Annotated in this window: 21 protein-coding genes; 17 read left to right on the top strand and 4 right to left on the bottom strand. The window is 33.8% G+C overall.

All coding sequences use genetic code 11. The features are described 5' to 3' along the window. Nucleotides 1–51: 51 nt before the first annotated feature. Nucleotides 52–1,164, top strand: a complete 1,113-nt coding sequence (locus tag FOT98_RS14210) for a toxic anion resistance protein (protein ID WP_000137398.1) — start codon at nucleotides 52–54, stop codon at nucleotides 1,162–1,164. Nucleotides 1,165–1,188: 24 nt separating this feature from the next. Then, a complete protein-coding gene (locus FOT98_RS14205; protein WP_063261055.1) occupies nucleotides 1,189–2,022 on the top strand; it encodes a DUF3974 domain-containing protein in 834 nt (277 codons plus the stop codon). 55 nt (nucleotides 2,023–2,077) lie between these two features. Here FOT98_RS14205 and FOT98_RS14200 read toward each other — a convergent pair whose 3' ends face one another. Then, the gene (locus FOT98_RS14200; protein ID WP_063261054.1) at nucleotides 2,078–3,637 is read right to left on the bottom strand and encodes a glycoside hydrolase family 10-like protein; all 1,560 of its coding nucleotides are present in this window, start codon (nucleotides 3,635–3,637) and stop codon (nucleotides 2,078–2,080) included. 225 nt (nucleotides 3,638–3,862) lie between these two features. Here FOT98_RS14200 and FOT98_RS14195 point away from each other — a divergent pair, with 225 nt between their 5' ends. From FOT98_RS14195 to FOT98_RS14150, 10 genes are all read left to right on the top strand, one after another. After that, nucleotides 3,863–4,168: a PTS sugar transporter subunit IIB gene (locus FOT98_RS14195; RefSeq protein WP_063261053.1), complete on the top strand. Its 306-nt coding sequence runs from the start codon at nucleotides 3,863–3,865 to the stop codon at nucleotides 4,166–4,168. Between the two features lie 11 nt (nucleotides 4,169–4,179). Beyond that, entirely contained in the window at nucleotides 4,180–5,463 is a 1,284-nt protein-coding gene (locus FOT98_RS14190; RefSeq protein WP_063261052.1) for a PTS sugar transporter subunit IIC, read from the top strand. Nucleotides 5,464–5,543: 80 nt separating this feature from the next. Beyond that, on the top strand, nucleotides 5,544–5,810 hold the full coding sequence (locus tag FOT98_RS14185; RefSeq protein ID WP_063261051.1) for a hypothetical protein: 267 nt from the start codon (nucleotides 5,544–5,546) through the stop codon (nucleotides 5,808–5,810). 21 nt (nucleotides 5,811–5,831) lie between these two features. Next, complete coding sequence (gene anmK, locus FOT98_RS14180; RefSeq protein ID WP_063261143.1) at nucleotides 5,832–6,983, top strand: anhydro-N-acetylmuramic acid kinase AnmK; 1,152 nt, start codon at nucleotides 5,832–5,834, stop codon at nucleotides 6,981–6,983. An 18-nt stretch (nucleotides 6,984–7,001) separates the two neighbouring features. Then, nucleotides 7,002–7,901, top strand: a complete 900-nt coding sequence (locus FOT98_RS14175; RefSeq protein WP_063261050.1) for a BadF/BadG/BcrA/BcrD ATPase family protein — start codon at nucleotides 7,002–7,004, stop codon at nucleotides 7,899–7,901. Between the two features lie 132 nt (nucleotides 7,902–8,033). After that, complete coding sequence (plsY, locus tag FOT98_RS14170) at nucleotides 8,034–8,582, top strand: glycerol-3-phosphate 1-O-acyltransferase PlsY (RefSeq protein ID WP_063261049.1); 549 nt, start codon at nucleotides 8,034–8,036, stop codon at nucleotides 8,580–8,582. A gap of 69 nt (nucleotides 8,583–8,651) precedes the next feature. Further along, nucleotides 8,652–10,235, top strand: a complete 1,584-nt coding sequence (locus FOT98_RS14165; protein ID WP_063261048.1) for an aminotransferase class V-fold PLP-dependent enzyme — start codon at nucleotides 8,652–8,654, stop codon at nucleotides 10,233–10,235. 106 nt (nucleotides 10,236–10,341) lie between these two features. Continuing rightward, nucleotides 10,342–11,343 (top strand): bifunctional threonine ammonia-lyase/L-serine ammonia-lyase TdcB, encoded by a 1,002-nt coding sequence (gene tdcB / locus FOT98_RS14160; RefSeq protein WP_063261047.1) that lies wholly within the window; start codon nucleotides 10,342–10,344, stop codon nucleotides 11,341–11,343. Between the two features lie 241 nt (nucleotides 11,344–11,584). Next, complete coding sequence (locus tag FOT98_RS14155; RefSeq protein WP_063261046.1) at nucleotides 11,585–12,055, top strand: MarR family transcriptional regulator; 471 nt, start codon at nucleotides 11,585–11,587, stop codon at nucleotides 12,053–12,055. A gap of 156 nt (nucleotides 12,056–12,211) precedes the next feature. Continuing rightward, nucleotides 12,212–13,447, top strand: a complete 1,236-nt coding sequence (locus tag FOT98_RS14150; RefSeq protein ID WP_063261045.1) for an MFS transporter — start codon at nucleotides 12,212–12,214, stop codon at nucleotides 13,445–13,447. Nucleotides 13,448–13,668: 221 nt separating this feature from the next. On the opposite strand, the gene FOT98_RS14145 is transcribed toward FOT98_RS14150, so the two are convergent. Together FOT98_RS14145 and FOT98_RS33420 are read right to left on the bottom strand one after the other, a co-directional pair. Next, nucleotides 13,669–13,998, bottom strand: coding sequence for a YkvA family protein (locus tag FOT98_RS14145; protein WP_063261044.1), 330 nt, complete (start codon nucleotides 13,996–13,998; stop codon nucleotides 13,669–13,671). Nucleotides 13,999–14,303: 305 nt separating this feature from the next. Then, on the bottom strand, nucleotides 14,304–14,471 hold the full coding sequence (locus tag FOT98_RS33420; protein WP_186292115.1) for a hypothetical protein: 168 nt from the start codon (nucleotides 14,469–14,471) through the stop codon (nucleotides 14,304–14,306). A gap of 122 nt (nucleotides 14,472–14,593) precedes the next feature. Here FOT98_RS33420 and FOT98_RS14140 point away from each other — a divergent pair, with 122 nt between their 5' ends. From FOT98_RS14140 to FOT98_RS32380, 3 genes are all read left to right on the top strand, one after another. Further along, on the top strand, nucleotides 14,594–14,854 hold the full coding sequence (locus tag FOT98_RS14140; protein ID WP_063261043.1) for a hypothetical protein: 261 nt from the start codon (nucleotides 14,594–14,596) through the stop codon (nucleotides 14,852–14,854). Between the two features lie 172 nt (nucleotides 14,855–15,026). Next, the gene (locus FOT98_RS14135; RefSeq protein ID WP_063261042.1) at nucleotides 15,027–15,713 is read left to right on the top strand and encodes an MBL fold metallo-hydrolase; all 687 of its coding nucleotides are present in this window, start codon (nucleotides 15,027–15,029) and stop codon (nucleotides 15,711–15,713) included. 130 nt (nucleotides 15,714–15,843) lie between these two features. Then, nucleotides 15,844–16,017, top strand: a complete 174-nt coding sequence (locus tag FOT98_RS32380) for a hypothetical protein (protein ID WP_161940838.1) — start codon at nucleotides 15,844–15,846, stop codon at nucleotides 16,015–16,017. A gap of 109 nt (nucleotides 16,018–16,126) precedes the next feature. Here the strand turns inward: FOT98_RS32380 and FOT98_RS14130 are convergent, their stop codons facing one another. Further along, nucleotides 16,127–16,918, bottom strand: coding sequence for a hypothetical protein (locus FOT98_RS14130; protein WP_063261041.1), 792 nt, complete (start codon nucleotides 16,916–16,918; stop codon nucleotides 16,127–16,129). A gap of 29 nt (nucleotides 16,919–16,947) precedes the next feature. Here FOT98_RS14130 and FOT98_RS14125 point away from each other — a divergent pair, with 29 nt between their 5' ends. After that, a complete protein-coding gene (locus tag FOT98_RS14125; RefSeq protein ID WP_063261040.1) occupies nucleotides 16,948–17,217 on the top strand; it encodes a hypothetical protein in 270 nt (89 codons plus the stop codon). 73 nt (nucleotides 17,218–17,290) lie between these two features. Continuing rightward, nucleotides 17,291–18,631: a DEAD/DEAH box helicase gene (locus FOT98_RS14120; RefSeq protein ID WP_063261039.1), complete on the top strand. Its 1,341-nt coding sequence runs from the start codon at nucleotides 17,291–17,293 to the stop codon at nucleotides 18,629–18,631. Nucleotides 18,632–18,701 lie beyond the last annotated feature (70 nt).

The following is an 18,701-nucleotide window of genomic DNA, read 5'->3' as shown; positions in this document are numbered from 1 at the left end:
ATGAAATATAGTGCATATAAATTCGCACATATAAATAAAGGAGCGATTTTGTTGACTGAACTCGAGAAAAAAGAACCTGTATCGATTGTGAAAGATAATAATGTAGAAGTAGTGGTTGATACAGTTATAAAAGATGCAGAATTAGAGGAACTGAATAAAGAAGCTGATCTTTATGTACAAAAGTTAAATAGCGAGCAAAATACAGATTTATCAAAAGTATTGTCTCAGCTAGGAGATTTAGGAGATAAAGAACAACAAGCAGCAGGACAAACGTTGTCAGCATTAAAACGTCCTGTAACAGCGATGATGAATGGAAAGAACGAAGAAATTCCAAATACATTGTTAGAATTACGAAAAGTGGTATCAGAACTTGATCCAAATTCATTAAAAGCAAGTGGTATGAAGAAAATTATGTTTAAAGTATTCAAGAAAAATCCACTTGAAACATACGTGCATAAATATCAATCTATAGATAAGCAAATTGAGGAGATTATAAGATCCCTTCTAATTGGTCGTGACAACTTACAAGAAGATACAGTAGGTCTTGAAATGCTTAAAGAGCAATCGCACGATAAAATTCACGCACTTGATAAGCAAGTATACTTAGGGAGAAAACTTGCTGGCATGCTGGAAGCTGAGAAACAAAATCCAGAACGTCAAAGAGATATTCCATTAATTAACGATGCATTAGAAAAGATTCTAGTGCGTACACGTAATATGCAGCAAGCGAAAAGTGTTTTATTACAATCTATCGCATCTGTAGACATTATTAAGAAAAATAATGAAAAGTTAACAGAGGCAATTCGTAATGCCATTACAATGACGCAAAACGTCGTAACAGTTTCAGCTGCTATTCAGCTAGCATTAACAAATCAGCGTAAAACAATTGATGCAGTGAATGCGACAAATGAAGCAATTGAATCTATGGTATTAAGTAACTCACAAGCATTAAAACAAAATACAGAAGAAACAACAAAACTTCTTGAAAATCCTGCAATTAGCATGGATAAATTACGCGAATCATTCCAAAATGTGTTTGCTGCTATTGAAGCTTCTGAGAAATCATCAGAACGTATTATCGAGTCAAGTAAGAAGTTTGTTATTGAACTAGATACATTTAATGATGAAATGAAACAAAAACTCATTCAGCGTCCAAGGAAATAACAGACTTTTAGAGGAGGTGAAAAAATGAGTTTCATTCAAACCGTATTAGTACTATTAGGCACATTGCTTTTAATCGCATTTACTGTCGTTGTTTTAGTTGTATATTTCGGACGTAAACTGTATTTTTCATGGACGAAACCATATAAAAGAGCACATGATTCTTTAGATAAGTTATCGAATAAATCATTACCGTTTCTACAAGAATTTACACAACATCCGCTCTTTTATCGCTGGATTCGTACGGAAGGGAAGAAAGAACAGTATACATTAAACACACTTTTCTGTGCATCGGGTCAACGTACGAGAGAGCAAGTATTCTCAATGTTACCGAAAGAAAAACAGAAAAAAGTACATGTAATGGCAAAAACAACGAAAAAACTCACAAATGAAGATATTGATGTAGCGGCGATGAAAGTAAAAGATTTTTTAAGACAAGAAACGCAGCAAACAGTAAAACCGACAGACTTATCGTTTTATAAATTGTATTTTTATGATCGTTATCCAGATGCATTAAATACAATTCAAGCGTATAAACGCTCAATAAATCCTTCATTACAACGAACGGTTGATGATATTACAATTTCAGTATTAAATGCCTTGCCGTATTATCAGGAGCAGCGTATGTTTGAACAACAACATAAACTTGAAACATTTTTAATGAAAGATTTAACAGCTATGCTATCGCTAGTCGTACAATTACCACCTTCACAACGACCAGAAAAAGAAGAAGAACTAAAAATCTACTTGCAAAATTTCAAAAAAGAAATGGAAGTAGTCGAGCGAGATATTCGTGATTCGATTGATCACGATTTGAATGTGAAGATGAGAGCAGCGACTGAGAAGTTTAAGAATAAATAATAAAAGCGCCTTAAAGCTATAGTTCTTAGCTTTTAAGGCGCTTTTTTATTAGATGTTATTTTGCTGTAACGGTAGTATGACTAGATGCAATACTTTCATTATGCAATCGATCAACGGCAGTTACTACATACGTGTACGTTTCTCCAGAAATAGCTGTTTTATCTACATAAATTTCTCCAAGTTTTGCTTTTCTTACAGTAGTAAGTAAATGTTTTGGATTTTGTATATCCACTTCATTTTTGCCATTCACACGGTAAATGGCGTAATAAGCAGAGTCATTCTCTCTATCATCAATGATACCTACAGCAATACCTTCATCTCTTGGAATGGCCCCTTTTAAAGTAGGTTGTTTTGGTGGATCATGATCAAGCCAAGGCATAGGCGGAATTAGTGCAGGATGTTTATATATGTCTTTTGCGAGTCTATCCTTAACCCCTAGTGGATTGTTATTAATATCTTTTAAGCTAAAATGCATACTTCCTTTTATTTCAGGATATAACCGGTTTAATGCAATTTGTCTTGGATATTCTTCTGGATCAGACCAAGCGGGGACAGAGTTGTTATTAATTTTATAAGCCGCCTGACCGATGTATAGGTGAATCGGTTTATTATTTGTTTCTTTTACCCACCAATCTACTAATATGTCATATGCAGCTGGTGTGAAACCAATATTCCAGTATATTTGCGGTGTAATGTAATCAATGTATCCTTTTTGTATCCACTCACGTGTATCAGCGTAAAGGTCATCATAGTTTCTTTGACCTGCGGTAGTGTTAGAGCCAGTTGGGTCGTCGGCTATATTTCGCCATACGCCAAACGGACTTATACCAAACTTTACATATGATTTTTCTTGTTTTATAGCAGTATTTAAATCTTTGACAAGTTCATTTACATTGTCACGTCGCCAATCTTCTATATTTGTAAATCTACCGTTATTATATGTTTCGTACGTTTTTTGATCGGGGAATTCTTCACCTGCTACTTTATATGGATAAAAATAATCATCCATATGCAAAGCATCAATATCGTAATTTTGTACGATTTCTAAAGCACCGTCTATTATAAATTTTTTCACCTCTGGAATACCAGGGTTGTAATATAATTTTCCGCCATAAGGTACAACCCAATCCGGATGTTGTCTTGCAGGGTGATTATCTGATAATCGATTTATATCAGTGTGATTCATTGTTATTCGGTATGGATTAATCCATGCGTGGAATTCTATATTTTTTTTATGTGCTTCTTCAATCATAAATGCGAGCGGGTCGTATCCAGGGTCTTTGCCTTGTGTACCTGTAATGTATTCAGACCAAGGACCGTAATGGGAAGGGTAAAAAGCATCAGCGGTTGGTTTTATTTGTACAACAACTGTATTCATACCAGTGTTTTTTACATCATCTAATAATCTAATAAACTCTTGTTTCTGCTTTTCGATGGGTAAGCCAGTTTTTGAGGGCCAATCAATATTAAGAACAGATGCAATCCATACAGCACGTAATTCATGTTTTTTATACGTAGTATTTACTTCAGCATAAGTAGAGTGAGGAGAAAGGAAAGAGAAAGGAATAAAAAAGATGACGATACAACATATCATTAATAAACGTTTAATGATCATTTATACGCCTCCTTATTATATGGTTAACTAATATGATATCCGAGGTGAGGTTGTTCTTACAATTGAGAAAAATACATATTGAAACATTAATTTAATAGGAAAAATATTTTTACTGAAATTTACTTTCATCATAACTAAATTCTTTCACTTCTTCATATGCTTGTTAGTAAAGTGAAACTTCCTTTCATTCGAAGGGGATAAATATAAGTATAGGAGGATTAATAAATGAAGGTCTTATTCGTTTGTTCTGGAGGGATGTCCAGCGCGATTGTTGTAAACGCTTTAAAAAAAGAAGCGGAGAAAAAAGGGGTAAACATGGAAGTGCATGCGATTGGAACAAATGAGGTAGAAGAAGAAGTGAAGAATGGCTGGGATGTTGTAATGGTTGCACCTCAAGTAAGACATCGATTCGATTCAGTTAAAAAATTTGCAGAAGAGGAATCTATTCCGTGTGGTATCATTCCGCCGCAAGCATATACACCGCTTGGCGGACCGACTTTATTAAAAACTGTAAATGAATTAATTAGTTAGGGGGAAGCGTTATGAATAAGTTTGTCACGTTTCTTGATAAAAACTTATCTGGACCGATGGCAAGGCTTTCTGAACAGAGGCATTTACAAGCAATCCGTGATGGAGTTATTTCAGCGTTACCATTTATTATAGTAGGAAGTTTCTTTTTAATCGTAGCATTTCCACCATTACCGAAAGATAGTTTCATATCCGTTTGGGCATTAAAAAATCAAACAAGTATATTAATACCATATCGTTTAACGATGTTTATTATGTCGTTATATATAGCATTTGGAATAGGATATAATTTAGCGAAAAGTTATAAGCTAGATGCTTTATCAGGGGCACAGCTTGCAGTATGTTCCTTGCTATTAACGTTAACGCCTGAATTAATTGATAAAAAAGGGTTTATGCTTCCGATGACAAATCTCGGAGGTCATGGATTATTCGTGACGATGATTGTTTCTATTTTATCAGTTGAGATTTTAAGATTTTGTAAGAAGAAAAACGTAACGATCAAAATGCCAGAACAAGTACCACCGTCAGTAGCGCGTTCGTTTGAAGCACTTATACCTGCGGCTTTCGTTATTATTATTATGAGCATTATTACTGTCGTTTTTAAAGTAGATGTACATTACGTTGTGGATAAATTAGCAGCACCATTAGTTAAAGCTGGTGATAGTTACTTTGGCGTTATTATACCAGTATTTTTAATTACATTTTTCTGGTCTTTCGGGATACACGGTGTATCCGTTGTAGGTACTGTGGCGAGACCACTTTGGGATGTATATTTAGGGAAGAACGGTGAAGCTGTAGCAAGTGGCGCGAGTCATTTTCCATTCATTGCACCAGAGCCGTTTTATCAATGGTTTATTTGGATTGGTGGTTCGGGCGCAACGCTAGGACTTGTATTAGCTATGATTGTTTTTGGTAGATCAAAATATTCGAAAGCATTATCGAGAAGTTGTATTGTGCCTGGAATTTTTAACATTAATGAACCAGTCATTTTTGGTTTACCAATTGTCCTAAATCCAATCTTAATTATTCCTTTCGTTATTACACCACTAGTAACAGCTACTATAGCATATTCTGCAACTGCAATGGGATTTGTAACACCAACACATATTATGCCGCCGTGGACACTACCAGCTCCAATTGGTGCATATTTAGCTACAGGAGGAGATTGGCGTGCAGTTGTATTAGTTTTAATAAATATAGCAATATCATTCCTTATTTATCTACCATTCTTTAAAATGTACGACAAAAATATGGTTGAAATTGAAAAGAGTGGAAACGGAGAATCTGTTAATCCGTGATTTTTAAACTGTCTTTATGAGTGATAGGTATTTTGCCTATCACTTCTTTCACATGTAGTCCAGGGAGAGGGTGAAATGGAATGAATATAAAATTTAGTTATAAAGGTGTATTTTTATTACTATTTGGAGTGATATGTGCGAATTTACTATTTGTACCTTTATTAAGAATGCTAAATTTATCTCAAATGCATAGTATATGGCTCGTTACAAGCATTGCGGCAAGTATTTTGCTTACAGTAGTTGTTTCTTTTATTGATGGATCATTTGCATCAAAGCCTCAGTTGTTTTTTAGATTTATAATATTTTTAATTGGTTGTACGTTTGTAACTTACATGATTGTTTTTTAGTAAGGGGAGGTTATGCATGTTATGTATATTGCAGGGGTAATGTCCGGTACATCGTTAGATGGAATAGACGTAGCACTCGTTCGTATAGAAGGGAGTGGTGTAGAGTCTAAGGTCAAACCTATACATTTTACTACTGTGCCATTTTGTAATGATATGAAAAATGAGATCCAGCAGGCATTATCAATAGAAAATTCAAATGTACAACTTATATGCAGTTTAAATTTCAAACTCGGTTTATGCTTCGCAGGTGCTGTAAAGGAAGTTTGTAAAGAGGCCAAATTTCCTTTGGGACAATTAGATGTAATTGGTTCTCACGGACAAACGATTTATCATCAGCCAAAGCAAGATGGTACTATGATTCCTTCCACATTACAAATTGGAGAACCAGCAGTAATTGCATATGAAACGAAAACGACAGTTATTTCTAATTTTCGAACGATGGATATGGCAGCAGGGGGACAAGGTGCACCACTTGTACCATATTCAGAGATTATTTTGTATCGTCACCGAACTAAAAATAGACTACTACAAAATATTGGTGGGATCAGTAATGTTACCGTAATACCAAGTCAACTAAGTGATAAGAGCGTAATAGCATTTGATACAGGCCCAGGTAATATGGTAATGGATGAAGTATGTCAAAGGTTATTTCAGTTGCCATATGATCAAAATGGTAAAATTGCAAAACAAGGAGTAGTTGTGGAAGAAATTTTGACATATTGTATGAGTCATCCATTTTTGAAAATGAATCCACCGAAATCAACTGGTAGAGAACAGTTTGGAGAAGAATTTGTAAGTGAATTGTTGAAGCGGTTTGAAAAGCATAGTAAAGAAAATATATTGACGACTGTCACGATGTTTACTGCAAGTTCAATCGTTTATCATTATAAGGAGTTTATTTTGCCGTATTATGAAATTGATGAGGTAATTCTAGGTGGTGGCGGAAGTTATAATGATACACTTGTAGAAATGATACGGCATGGATTGAAAGAAGAAAAATGTACATTATTCCTTCAGGAGGATATAGGCTATTCTTCAGAAGCGAAAGAAGCAATCGCATTTGCTATTTTAGCAAATGAAACATATCATCGTAATCCGAGTAATGTGCCGAGCGCAACAGGTGCAACGCAATCTGTAGTTTTAGGGAATATAACATTCCCTCCAATAAGATGATGAAAATGAGGCGAACATATGAAGTACATGATTGGAATAGACGGCGGGGGAACGAAGACAGAAGCAATTGCATTTGATAAAGACGGAAATGAACTTGTAAGAGCTACAAGTGGTTTTGGGAATATATTAATAGATTTTGAAGGAGCTTTTGTGCATATTACAGAAGTGATTGATCAATGCCAGAAAGGGTTATTAAATGGGCATTGCGTTTGTATTTGTTTAGGATTAGCGGGGGTAAGTGGAATAAATACGGATGAATTAACAGTACGTTTAAAAAAGAAGTACGGAACAAAAATTGAAGTTTTAAATGATGCAATGATTGCACATGCAGCTGCTTTAAAAGGGAAGGATGGAATTTTAACGATTGGCGGTACAGGTGCAATTTGTATTGGAAAGAAAGGAGAAGTGTACAAGTATAGTGGTGGATGGGGATATATTTTAGGAGATGAAGGAAGCGGATATTGGATTGCGTTACAAGGTTTAAAGAGAATGGCAAATCAATTTGATCAAGGAGTTACACTTTGTCCATTAAGCTTAAGGATTCAAGACGAGTTTCAACTATTAACATCGTCTCATATAAAACAAATAGTATATAGTTTTTCAAAAGATAAAGTTGCAGCAATTGCACCGCTAATTATTAAGGAAGCGAGAAAAGGGAATGATGATGCACATAAAATTATTCTACAAGCGGCTAAGGAATTAACAAGAATTACGGTGAATATTTACAATAAGATGCAGTTTAATTTATCCGCTTCAATTGCAGTAAGTGGCAGCATACTGCGTTTCGTTCCTGAAATATATGCTGAATTTAAGAAATGCTGCGAGAAAAGTATAGGAGATGTTACGTTTGTATCACAATCAGAACCAGCAGTGAAAGGATGCTATTATTTAATGAAGAATATATATTTCAAAAAATAGCTGCATGAGAATTTTTGTATGATTTGTAAATATATGATGTTAAAATATATAAAGGGATGTGGATAAAAAAGTACAATATACATAGTTCTTGAATATTGTATATGTATTCCCATGTAGAAAGTGAATGATTATATGATTAATAGTATGCAATTTTTGTATTTGGTGGTTTCTTATTTATTTGGAAACATATTGACCGCTTATATAGTAACGAAATGGAGACATAACGTCGATATACGGGATGAAGGAAGCGGTAATCCTGGTGCAAGAAATATGGGGCGCGTATATGGAAAAGGATATTTCATCGCTACATTTTTAGGTGATGCAATTAAAGGGGCAATCGTAGTTTCTATTGCAAAATACCTTTTTGGAGATTCTACATTTGTAATGTTAGCTTTAATGGCTGTTTTACTTGGACATATTTATCCAATTGTATTTAAAGGCAAGGGCGGAAAAGGCATATCAACATTTATTGGAGGGTTAATCGCATTTGATTATTTGATAGCGCTTACCCTTGTTGCTGTTTTTATTATATTTTATTTAATCTTTAAAGGATTTACTAAGCCAGGGTTAATTACAATCGCTTGTTTACCAGTTTGCATGATTTTATATTCTTACTCAATTGTTACGACTATTTTAAGTGCTCTTATCATTGTACTTATTTTATATGTAAATCGAGAATGAAACGAACATTTAATAAGTGGAGTAAATCTCCACTTATAATTTTTATTAAATACATAAAGGAGAGAAGGCATGGGGTTAATATATAAAGTTGCCGATCAAGATTGGGAATTTGAACGTATACATAAATTGAATTATAAAACATTTGTAGAAGAAATTCCGCAACACGAAGAAACGAAAGAGCGTGTTCGTATTGATCGTTTTCATGATGAAAATACATATTTAATTTGTTTAGATGACGATAAGTTAGTAGGTATGGTTGCATTGCGAGGAAAACGACCATTCTCATTAGACTATAAAATTACAAATCTAGATTTGTATTTGCAAGAACATGGAGAACATGTATATGAAATTCGTTTACTTTCAGTAGAACGTGAATACCGAAATGGAAGAGCATTATTAGGTTTAATTCGCTTTTTACATCGTTATTTGCTTCTAAATGGATATGAATTGGCACTCATTTCTGCGACAACACGTGAACTACCTTTATATGAGCAAATGGGATTCAAGTCTTTCCATACGTTAGTTGGTTCAGAAGAAGCAGCCTTTCAGCCAATGTATGTTACACCTGCTATGTTTGAAGAGTCGAGTGTTGGAGGGATAATGACGAAGGAATATACATTTTTACCAGGTCCAGTAGATATTGAAGAAAATGTTCGAAAGGCATTTTCTACTAGGCCTATTTCGCATCGTTCTAAGTCATTTCAAGTGACAATGGAAAATGTGAAAAAACGTTTACTGCAAATGACAAAAGCAAAACGTGTGCAAATATTGTTAGGAACAGGGACGTTAGCAAATGATGCGATTGCTATACAGTTACGTTCTTTAAAAGGGAAAGGACTAGTATTAACAAATGGGGAATTTGGTAATAGATTAGTTGGACATGCAGCACGCGCGCAATTACATTTTGATACGTATAAAAAAGAAATGGGAGAACCGTTTATTTATACCGAATTAGAAAAAATAATGGAAACTGGCAATTATGAATGGCTTTGGTTTGTTCACCATGAAACATCAACTGGAATGTTAAATGATTTAGACGAACTAAACGTTTTATGTAAAAAGTATAAAGTGAAACTATGTGTAGATTGCATTAGCTCAATTGGAGCAATACCGATAGATTTGAATGATGTATATTTTGCAAGTGGTGTTAGTGGAAAGGCAATTAAATCGTTTACTGGATTATCTTTCGTTTTTTATAATCACAATGTGAAAGTAAATGAGGCATTACCGGCCTATATGGACATTGGCATGTACGAAGAAAATGACAGTATTCCATATTCTCATTCATGGAATTTAATGTATGCATTGCAAGAAGCCTTAAAAAGATTTGATGATGAAAAGGCATTTGAAAAAATAAAAGAGACGTATGCATATATTGAACAAACTATAACTACTATGGGTTTAAAACTTGTTTCACCTAAAGAACATGCTGCGCCAATCATACTTACCATTCAATTAAAAGAAGATCAGTCTTCTAAAGATGTAGGCGATGCGTTGGCGTTACAAGGATATATCGTCCATTATGAATCAGCGTATTTACAAATGAATAACTGGATCCAAATTGCATGCCTGAATCATTATAAAGAACGTGATATGAAGTGGATGTTGAATTGTTTGCATATGTGTACTTTAAAGAATAACGTACATATATGAGAAATGGTTTTTTAACGTAGTTGGTTGCGTATAATGGGGTTATTACTTACGAAAACTTAGGAATGAGACAAACAGTAGATTATAAATCATTAGAAGAGGTGTTAGTATGATAACTGAAAAGCTACCATTACATATAGCAGACATTAAAAAAGCTCAAAACATTTTAGACAGAAATGCTCGTAAAACGCCACTAGTAAAATCATTTTATTTGACTAGTAAAACAGGCGGAGAAATTCACTTGAAATTAGAAAATATGCAATTAACAGGTTCTTTTAAATTCCGTGGTGCATTTAATAAAATGTCACAGCTGACAGATCAGGAAAAAGAGAGAGGCGTAATCGCTTGTTCCGCTGGTAATCATGCGCAAGGAGTCGCTTTATCTGCTCATTTACTTGGTATTAAGAGTAAAATTGTGATGCCGATTTCTGCCCCTCAGGCGAAAGTTGAAGCAACTAGAGGATATGGATCAGAAGTGATTTTATATGGTGAAACTTTTGATGATGCGAAGGCGAAATGTGAGGAGATTATTAGGGAAACAGGCGAAACATACTTACATCCATATGATGATGTAGAGGTAATGGCTGGTCAAGGTACAATTGGTTTGGACATTCTTGATGATATGTGGGATGTTGATACTGTCATTGTACCAATTGGCGGTGGTGGAATTATTTCTGGAATTGCTGTAGCATTAAAATCTTTTAATCCATCCATTAATATTATTGGTGTCCAAGCAGATAATGTTCATGGGATGAAGGCATCTTATGACAAAGGTACGATTGTAGAACATTATGAGGCACCTACTATAGCAGATGGTTGCGCAGTTAAAATACCAGGCGATTTAACTTTTGAAATAGTAAAAGAATTAGTAGATGATATTGTAACAGTATCAGAAGGTGAATTAGAAGTAGCGATGAAAGACTTATTACAACGCGGTAAAGCTGTTGTAGAAGGGGCTGGCGCATTAGCTACTGCTGCTCTACTTGCAGGGAAAGTGGATCCATATATTAAAGGGAAAAAGGTAGTCGCGGTTATATCTGGTGGAAACGTAGACTTGCAGCGCATTTCCAGTGTTTGTGAGCAATTTTTTGTAGCAAATGAAGTGAAATAGTATTTGAAAAACATAAATTTTATGGAATAAGAGCTAAGACAACTAATCTTAGCTCTTATTTTTTATCTACCGTGTAGGGCATGTTATAATACACATGTTTTATTTTCCGTATAGTGAATTATTATATTTTATCGTCTACTTTCATAGATAGCTCAAATAATTATATCAATATTGTCGAAACAGAAACAGAAATTTAATATAATGGTTTTAAAGTATGAATGAGCTGTTAGGAGGATAGACCATGAACAAGGAAGAACAGGTCATGAACGGTTTCAGGGAATTATATAATAAGATGGTTTGGCTTAATAAGGATAAAATGGAAGAAGGTCTTAAAGGTTTTAAGTCTTCTGAAGTACATTGTATTGAATACATTGAAAACAATGCCGATTCTAACGTGACACAACTTGCAGAGGCTTTTTATGTGACTCGCGGTGCAATAAGTAGAATGACTAAGAAGCTCATAAACAAAGGCCTTATCGAAAGTTACCAGAAATCAGAGAATAAAAAAGAAATCTATTTTAGGCTTACTGAACAAGGGAAAGAAATATATATAATTCACGAGGAGTTGCACAATGAGTTTCAACAGCGGGATAAAGCTGTATTTGAGCAAGTAACCGAGGCAGAATTCGACAGTATTATTAACTTCGTGGAAAAGTATAGTAAGCATTTGGATGCAGAAATAAAGAAACAGGGTATACATATTAAGTCGTAAATTTCCCTGTTAATGTCAGATATATTTAAATAATAAAAAGGTAGCCTTCCCGTGAACAGGCTACCTTTTTATTATTTAATTTTTGTTGACTAATCAACAAAGTGGAGTTATTATTTTGTTGACATAGCAACAAAATATTTTGAGAGGAGAAATTAAATGTCTATATTTAGATCACAAAATGAAAATGAAACTGAAAAAAACATAGATAAACATGCTTTAATATTTGGCCTTATTTCTGTATTTCTTTGTGGTATAGGTTTCAGTATCATCATGCCAGTAGTGCCATTCTTAGTGCATCCTTATATAAGTAGTCCGGAAGAACAGGCTCTAGTTGTTACGCTACTGACCTCTGTTTATGCGGTCTGCGTGTTTTTCGCTGCTCCTGCACTCGGAGCTTTGAGCGATAAATATGGCCGTCGTCCATTACTTTTAATATGCCTTTTCGGTTCTGCAATTGGGTACTTAGTTTTTGGGATAGGAGGGGCTTTATGGGTACTATTTGCTGGACGCGTAATAGAAGGTGTAACAGGCGGGAGTATCAGTACAATTTTTGCATATTTTGCAGATATCATTCCCTCAGAACAGAGAACGAAGTATTTTGGGTGGGTGAGTGCAGTGGTAGGTGCAGGAACCATTATCGGACCAACTCTTGGGGGATTACTTGCAAAGTTTGGTCATTCTGTACCTTTGTATTTTGGAGCGCTTATAACTTTATTAAATGTTCTATATGGGATGAAATATATGCCTGAGAGTCTTGACAAAAATAATAGGTTAAAAGAAATTACTTTTGTAAGGTTAAATCCTTTTGCACAGCTGGCAAACATACTTTCAATGAAAAACTTAAAATGGTTACTTGTCTCAGCGTTTTTACTTTGGATACCTAACGGATCTTTACAAGCAATTTTTACACAATTTACGATGGATACTTTTAGTTGGAAACCTGCACTAATTGGAATTATGTTTTCAATTATGGGCTTTCAAGATATCATTTCACAAGCTTTTATAATGCCAAAGCTTTTGATCAAGCTTAGTGATAAACAAATAGCAATACTTGGGATGGTTTCGGAAATTATTGGCTACGGTTTTATTGCAGCATCTGCTTTATTTTCCTTATATCCTCTTCTAATCGTTGGGATGTTACTGTTTGGTTTTGGTGACTCAATTTTCGGGCCTTCATTCAATGGGATGCTTTCAAAGTCTGTCGATTCTAGTGAACAAGGAAGGATTCAAGGCGGTAGCCAATCTATTCAAGCTTTGGCAAGAATGATTGGTCCAATGATTGGAGGACATATATATGTATCACTTGGTCATGCTGCACCTGCTTTTATGGGGATGATTCTTATAGTAGTGGCAATAGCAGTTTTGTATAGGGGGACGCATGTAACTGCATAAAAACGAAGGATAGGGTGTCGGAACTTAAGAATAAGTGCTGGCACCCTAATTTGCTAAGGCTAAAGAGTTAAGAGAATTTCTGTAGTTTCTGACACGATTTATCCTGTAAAAGCGCAATTCATGCAGGATAATATTTAGTGGGGTGCATAGAGTTTACCTTAATTAAAGATTGGTTGTAGTTGAAACTAGAAAAGGTAGGGTAAATGACTAACTATTTTAAATCACGCCTGAGCTGAAGTAAATAATGACTCCATTTTCATTCTACTCTTCTCTCGAATTTCAGCGTCTGCATGGCGCATTACAAATTTATGTGCTATAGCGATTGCTAAAACATCATCTAATAAGCCAATCCCAATAATAGCAGCTATATCTGGAATGAAGTCGATTGTTAGCACGTAATAGGATAAAGCGGCTAATATTATGAATTTCGCTTTAGTAGGTAACTCTTTCTTTCTCATTGTGTAGTATAAAATAATACTTTCATAAACGCTTGATTTCCCGAGGTTCGCTGAGCTTTTTTTGAATTTTTTCCAAAGTGTCTGTTTCTCCATATAAACACTCCTTTTACAAAAACATAGATTTTTTAAAAGGATAGACAAAGAAGTGAGGAAATAATCAATTGTATTGGTTTTCTTATTGTATATTTCCATAAAAATAATGAATTACCTGTTCAAAATAATAGAATGTTGGTTTTGTAACGACTTACAGTGTATGTGTTCGTTCCAAGAAAAGGTACTACGTAGATAATGTTTGGTGGTAATACGTATTAAAGTTCATTTTTTACATTAATCTCTGCATTCGTACAATGTTGAACTACTTCTAAATAATCTAAGGGTACATCTATTAATTAGAACTTTTATAATTCTTGAATAGCCCCTGTACTCGCTGATGATTCATAAGCTTCTAATGTGATTCTGGTATTAATTGCACGTTTGTCCACTTCATTTAGCAGTTTAGGTGCTACTTTGTTTTGAACCATTTTTTCCTCACTTTTCTCCCATCTTTTTGAAAGTTGTCGCTTCATTGATGGCTTTTTTATTTTCTCAGATAAATCCGACGAGTTTGAGTTTTAGAATTTTATCGTGTTATTATTTATGTAACAAGGGGATGTTGTAAGGAAAAATACAATTTTTTGGGGGAATGAGAATGGGAATCTATAACTATGAAGCGAAAGAGGATTTGCAAGTAGGAGAAGTTTGTTTAGAACGAGATATTTATGAAATTATAAATTTTTACAAGAAAGGGTCAATAGTTTTATGTGACTCAGTATCTCGGTTCAGTGCGAATTCAGACAGAATGTTTAAAGTGATAAATAGGATAGAAACATTTATGCATAAAAATGAAGACTATACATATCAGGTTTCGGATAGGCCAAAGTTGATTTATGTAGTTGAGCAGGTAAGATAAGGAAGCATCCATAACGGATGTTTTTTCTTTGTTATATGAAAATTATACATTAAACGTGAAATTGAACAAAATGGACATTTGGATGCAAATTATTTGGTGACATGTATAGTAAAATGTATGTGGATGATTTAGTTATTATTAAACATATAATAATAGGTATGGGGGAAGAAAAATGAAGATAATAGAACTACCAATTGAATTTGAATTTAATGGGGCAAAACAATGTATTTATCCGAGCTTAATTATAGTAAACAAAGAATTAACTTTAGTAGACACAGGTTATATCAATTTTTCACCTTTAATTGAAGAGGCAATTTTAAAACAGGGGTATGAGATGAAAAACTTAAAAAATATAATTATTACTCATTATGATGACGATCATATAGGATCTTTATATGATTTCAAAGTGAAATATCCTCACGTTAATATTATTGCTAGTGAAATTGAATCCCAATACATTAATGGTGATATAAAATCAGAGAGATTAGCTCAAGCTGAAGTCATGTTACAACGTATGCCGATTGAAGAGAAAGAATTTGGTGAGTGGTTTATACAGCAATTAAAAAATATAAGACATATTTCTGTCGATGAAAAAGTATGTGATGGTCAAATGATTTTGAATAATGAATGTCAAATAATAGCGACGCCAGGACATACTTCAGGGCATATTTCATTATATTTTCCGAATTCAAACTGTGTAATCACAGGGGATGCGGTCGTTCAAGAAAATTGTGAATTAGTAATAGCTAATCCGAATTTTTGTTTAGATATAGAAAAAGCGGAAGAATCTTTAAAGAGAATTAAAAACCTTAAAGTAGCAAGATATTATTGTTATCATGGAGGAAAACTTACTGTCTAAAAATTAGTATTTGTTTACGAATAATAAAGTAATTTCAAAAATAAAACAGATGATTAAAAAATAGTATTGAATTTGTGTCTATTGTTCTCCTATCACTTTTAAAATACAATTAGATAAAAAGGGGAATTATATGCATAAATTGGTGATTATTGTATTTAGTCTTATACTTGGATTTATAACGTTCCAAATTCCTGTAATATCGGAATGGATACAAAACTCAGTCTTTTGGTTAATTGTTATTATTCTATTATCGTATACATATAAAAATGATAATAGTGATAAGAAAGATAAAAATGCTGATTAAGAATACTATTAAAAATATCCTCACTTGTGTTAGCACATTTTTAGGAGGAAAATTGATTATATAAAATATTAAAAAACCGATCTTTCCCATATCGAAAAGATCGGTTTTTTTAATTCATAGATTCTGCAATTTGAATTAAATCCTTTACGTTATATGTTCCTTTTATATAGCGTTTGTTGCCAATTGCAATTATATATTGAAAACCATTCTGCTGAAAGATAAGCTCATATGCTGAATCAAAATGAGGATTATATAATGCTTTTATATTATTTTTTAAGGTGAAGAACTTAGCTCCCCTAAGTACATAGAAGCCTAATTTGTTTTGAACTGGAGAAACAGTGATTTTAAAAATCCCATTAATATCGTCATTGTAGTATTGGAGGTTTAAGTAATTGTTATAGATATACCCTTGAAATTCGTGAATCTCGAACGGGAATTTTGTAGGAGTAAGTATATGTTCCTTACACTTTATTTCATATTTTTTTACAATAGTAGCTTCTTTCATAAGAGGATTCGTTCCATCATAAATTTGATTAATTCGAGATATTTTATTATTTTTTGTTACTATTTCTAAAATGTAACCAAGAGTAAATCTATCATCAGTGTCTTTGAAATAAGAAATAAGAATTGTAGTATCTTCTTTTGGAGACGGTACTATTTTAATTTCATGAATTTGTTTATTTGTTTGGAAAGTAGGTAGTTCAACTCCATCTGTTACATATGACCTCATTAATTTTTCATCATTTTTGAGTAAAGCATGTTTGAATTCACTTATTACATCTGTTTGAGATTTCGCCATTATAATTGTGGTGGATTGAAAATATAGTAAGAAAAATACGCAAAAAATCTTTATGAATGTATTGGTCAATTTTATCACCCTGTAACTATGTTTCCTTAACATTGAAATATATATGTATAGGAGGGGAGAAGATGAGTTTACTGCTTGATGTAATAATGGCTATAATTACATTCTATCCTCGAAATGATATGAAATTAAAACATCATATTGCAAAGTTAAGTGAATTCGAGTGGTTTCGAAGGCTACACGAAGATACAAAGTATACAAGTTTAATTTGGAGTAATAGAAAAATTAAAAAGTTAATTTTGTCTACGACTAATATGGAAGCATTAATAAATTCCGAGAAAAAACAAATAGAATTTGTCCAACTAGTGCACGATGAATATAAAAAAAGAAGATAAGAATTTTTTTATTTTTCATATTTGGCGAAACAAATGGTACAATGAAAGCTAATGTGAAAAATAAGGAAAAGAAGTGGTCTATTTGAAAAACTTTTTAGAATTAGGAATTAGTGAAACTTTTAATCATACATTACGTGAAAATGGAATTACAGAAGCAACACCAATTCAAGAGCAGGCAATTCCTGTTATTATGTCAGGTAAAGATATTATTGGGCAGGCGAAAACAGGAACGGGTAAAACGTTAGCATTCGTGTTACCGATTTTAGAAAAAATCGATCCAGCGTCTAGTGATGTTCAGGCTTTAATTGTTGCACCAACAAGGGAACTAGCACTGCAAATTACAACTGAAATTAAAAAAATGCTTGTTCAAAGAGAAGATATCAATGTACTAGCGATTTATGGCGGGCAAGATGTAGCGCAACAATTGAGAAAATTAAAAGGCAATACACATATTGTTGTTGCGACACCAGGACGATTATTAGATCATATACGTCGTGAAACAATTGATTTAAGTAATCTTTCAACGATTGTATTAGATGAAGCGGATCAAATGCTTTATTTCGGTTTCTTATACGATATTGAAGATATTTTAGATGAGACACCTGGTAGTAAACAAACGATGTTATTCTCTGCAACGATGCCAAAAGATATTAAAAAATTGGCGAAGCGTTATATGGATGAACCACAAATGATTCAAGTAGAAAGTGAAGAAGTAACGGTAAATACAATTGAGCAGCGTGTCATTGAGACGACAGATCGTGCAAAGCCAGATGCACTTCGTTTTGTTATGGATCGTGATCAGCCATTTTTAGCAGTTATTTTCTGTCGTACAAAGGTTAGAGCAAGTAAGCTTTATGATAATTTAAAAGGGCTAGGTTATAATTGTGCTGAACTTCATGGTGATATACCTCAAGCGAAACGTGAAAGAGTCATGAAGAGTTTCCGCGAAGCTAAAATTCAGTACTTAATTGCGACTGATGTAGCAGCTCGTGGACTTGATGTAGATGGTGTAACGCATGTATTTAACTTTGATATTCCTGAAGATGTAGAAAGTTATATTCACCGCATTGGCCGAACAGGACGTGCAGGTGGATCAGGTATAGCAATTACGTTCGTTGCAGCGAAAGATGAAAAACATTTAGAAGAAATTGAAAAAACGCTCGGTGCACCATTGCAAAGAGAAATAATCGAACAACCGAAGATAAGACGTGTAGATGAAAATGGAAAACCGGTACCAAAGCCGGCTCCAAAGAAATCAGATCAATATCGTCAAAGAGATAGCCGCGAAGGTTCGAGAAGTGGTTCAAAAGGTGGCTCAAGAAATAGTTCGAGAAATGATAACAACCGATCATTTAACAAGCCAAGTAATAAAAAAGGTAGTACAAAACAAGGTCAGCAAAGACGTGGCCGTTAAATCGTTATTATTCAAAAAGAGTCGCAAATCGTTGCGGCTCTTTTTTGTTTTTATACAACGATGTCGATAT

Origin of the sequence: Bacillus sp. HY001, assembly GCF_007558965.1 — a bacterium.
Classification (GTDB): domain Bacteria; phylum Bacillota; class Bacilli; order Bacillales; family Bacillaceae_G; genus Bacillus_A; species Bacillus_A mobilis.
The sequence above is the reverse complement of the archived record's forward strand: the minus strand, read 5'-3'. Positions and strand labels throughout refer to the sequence as shown.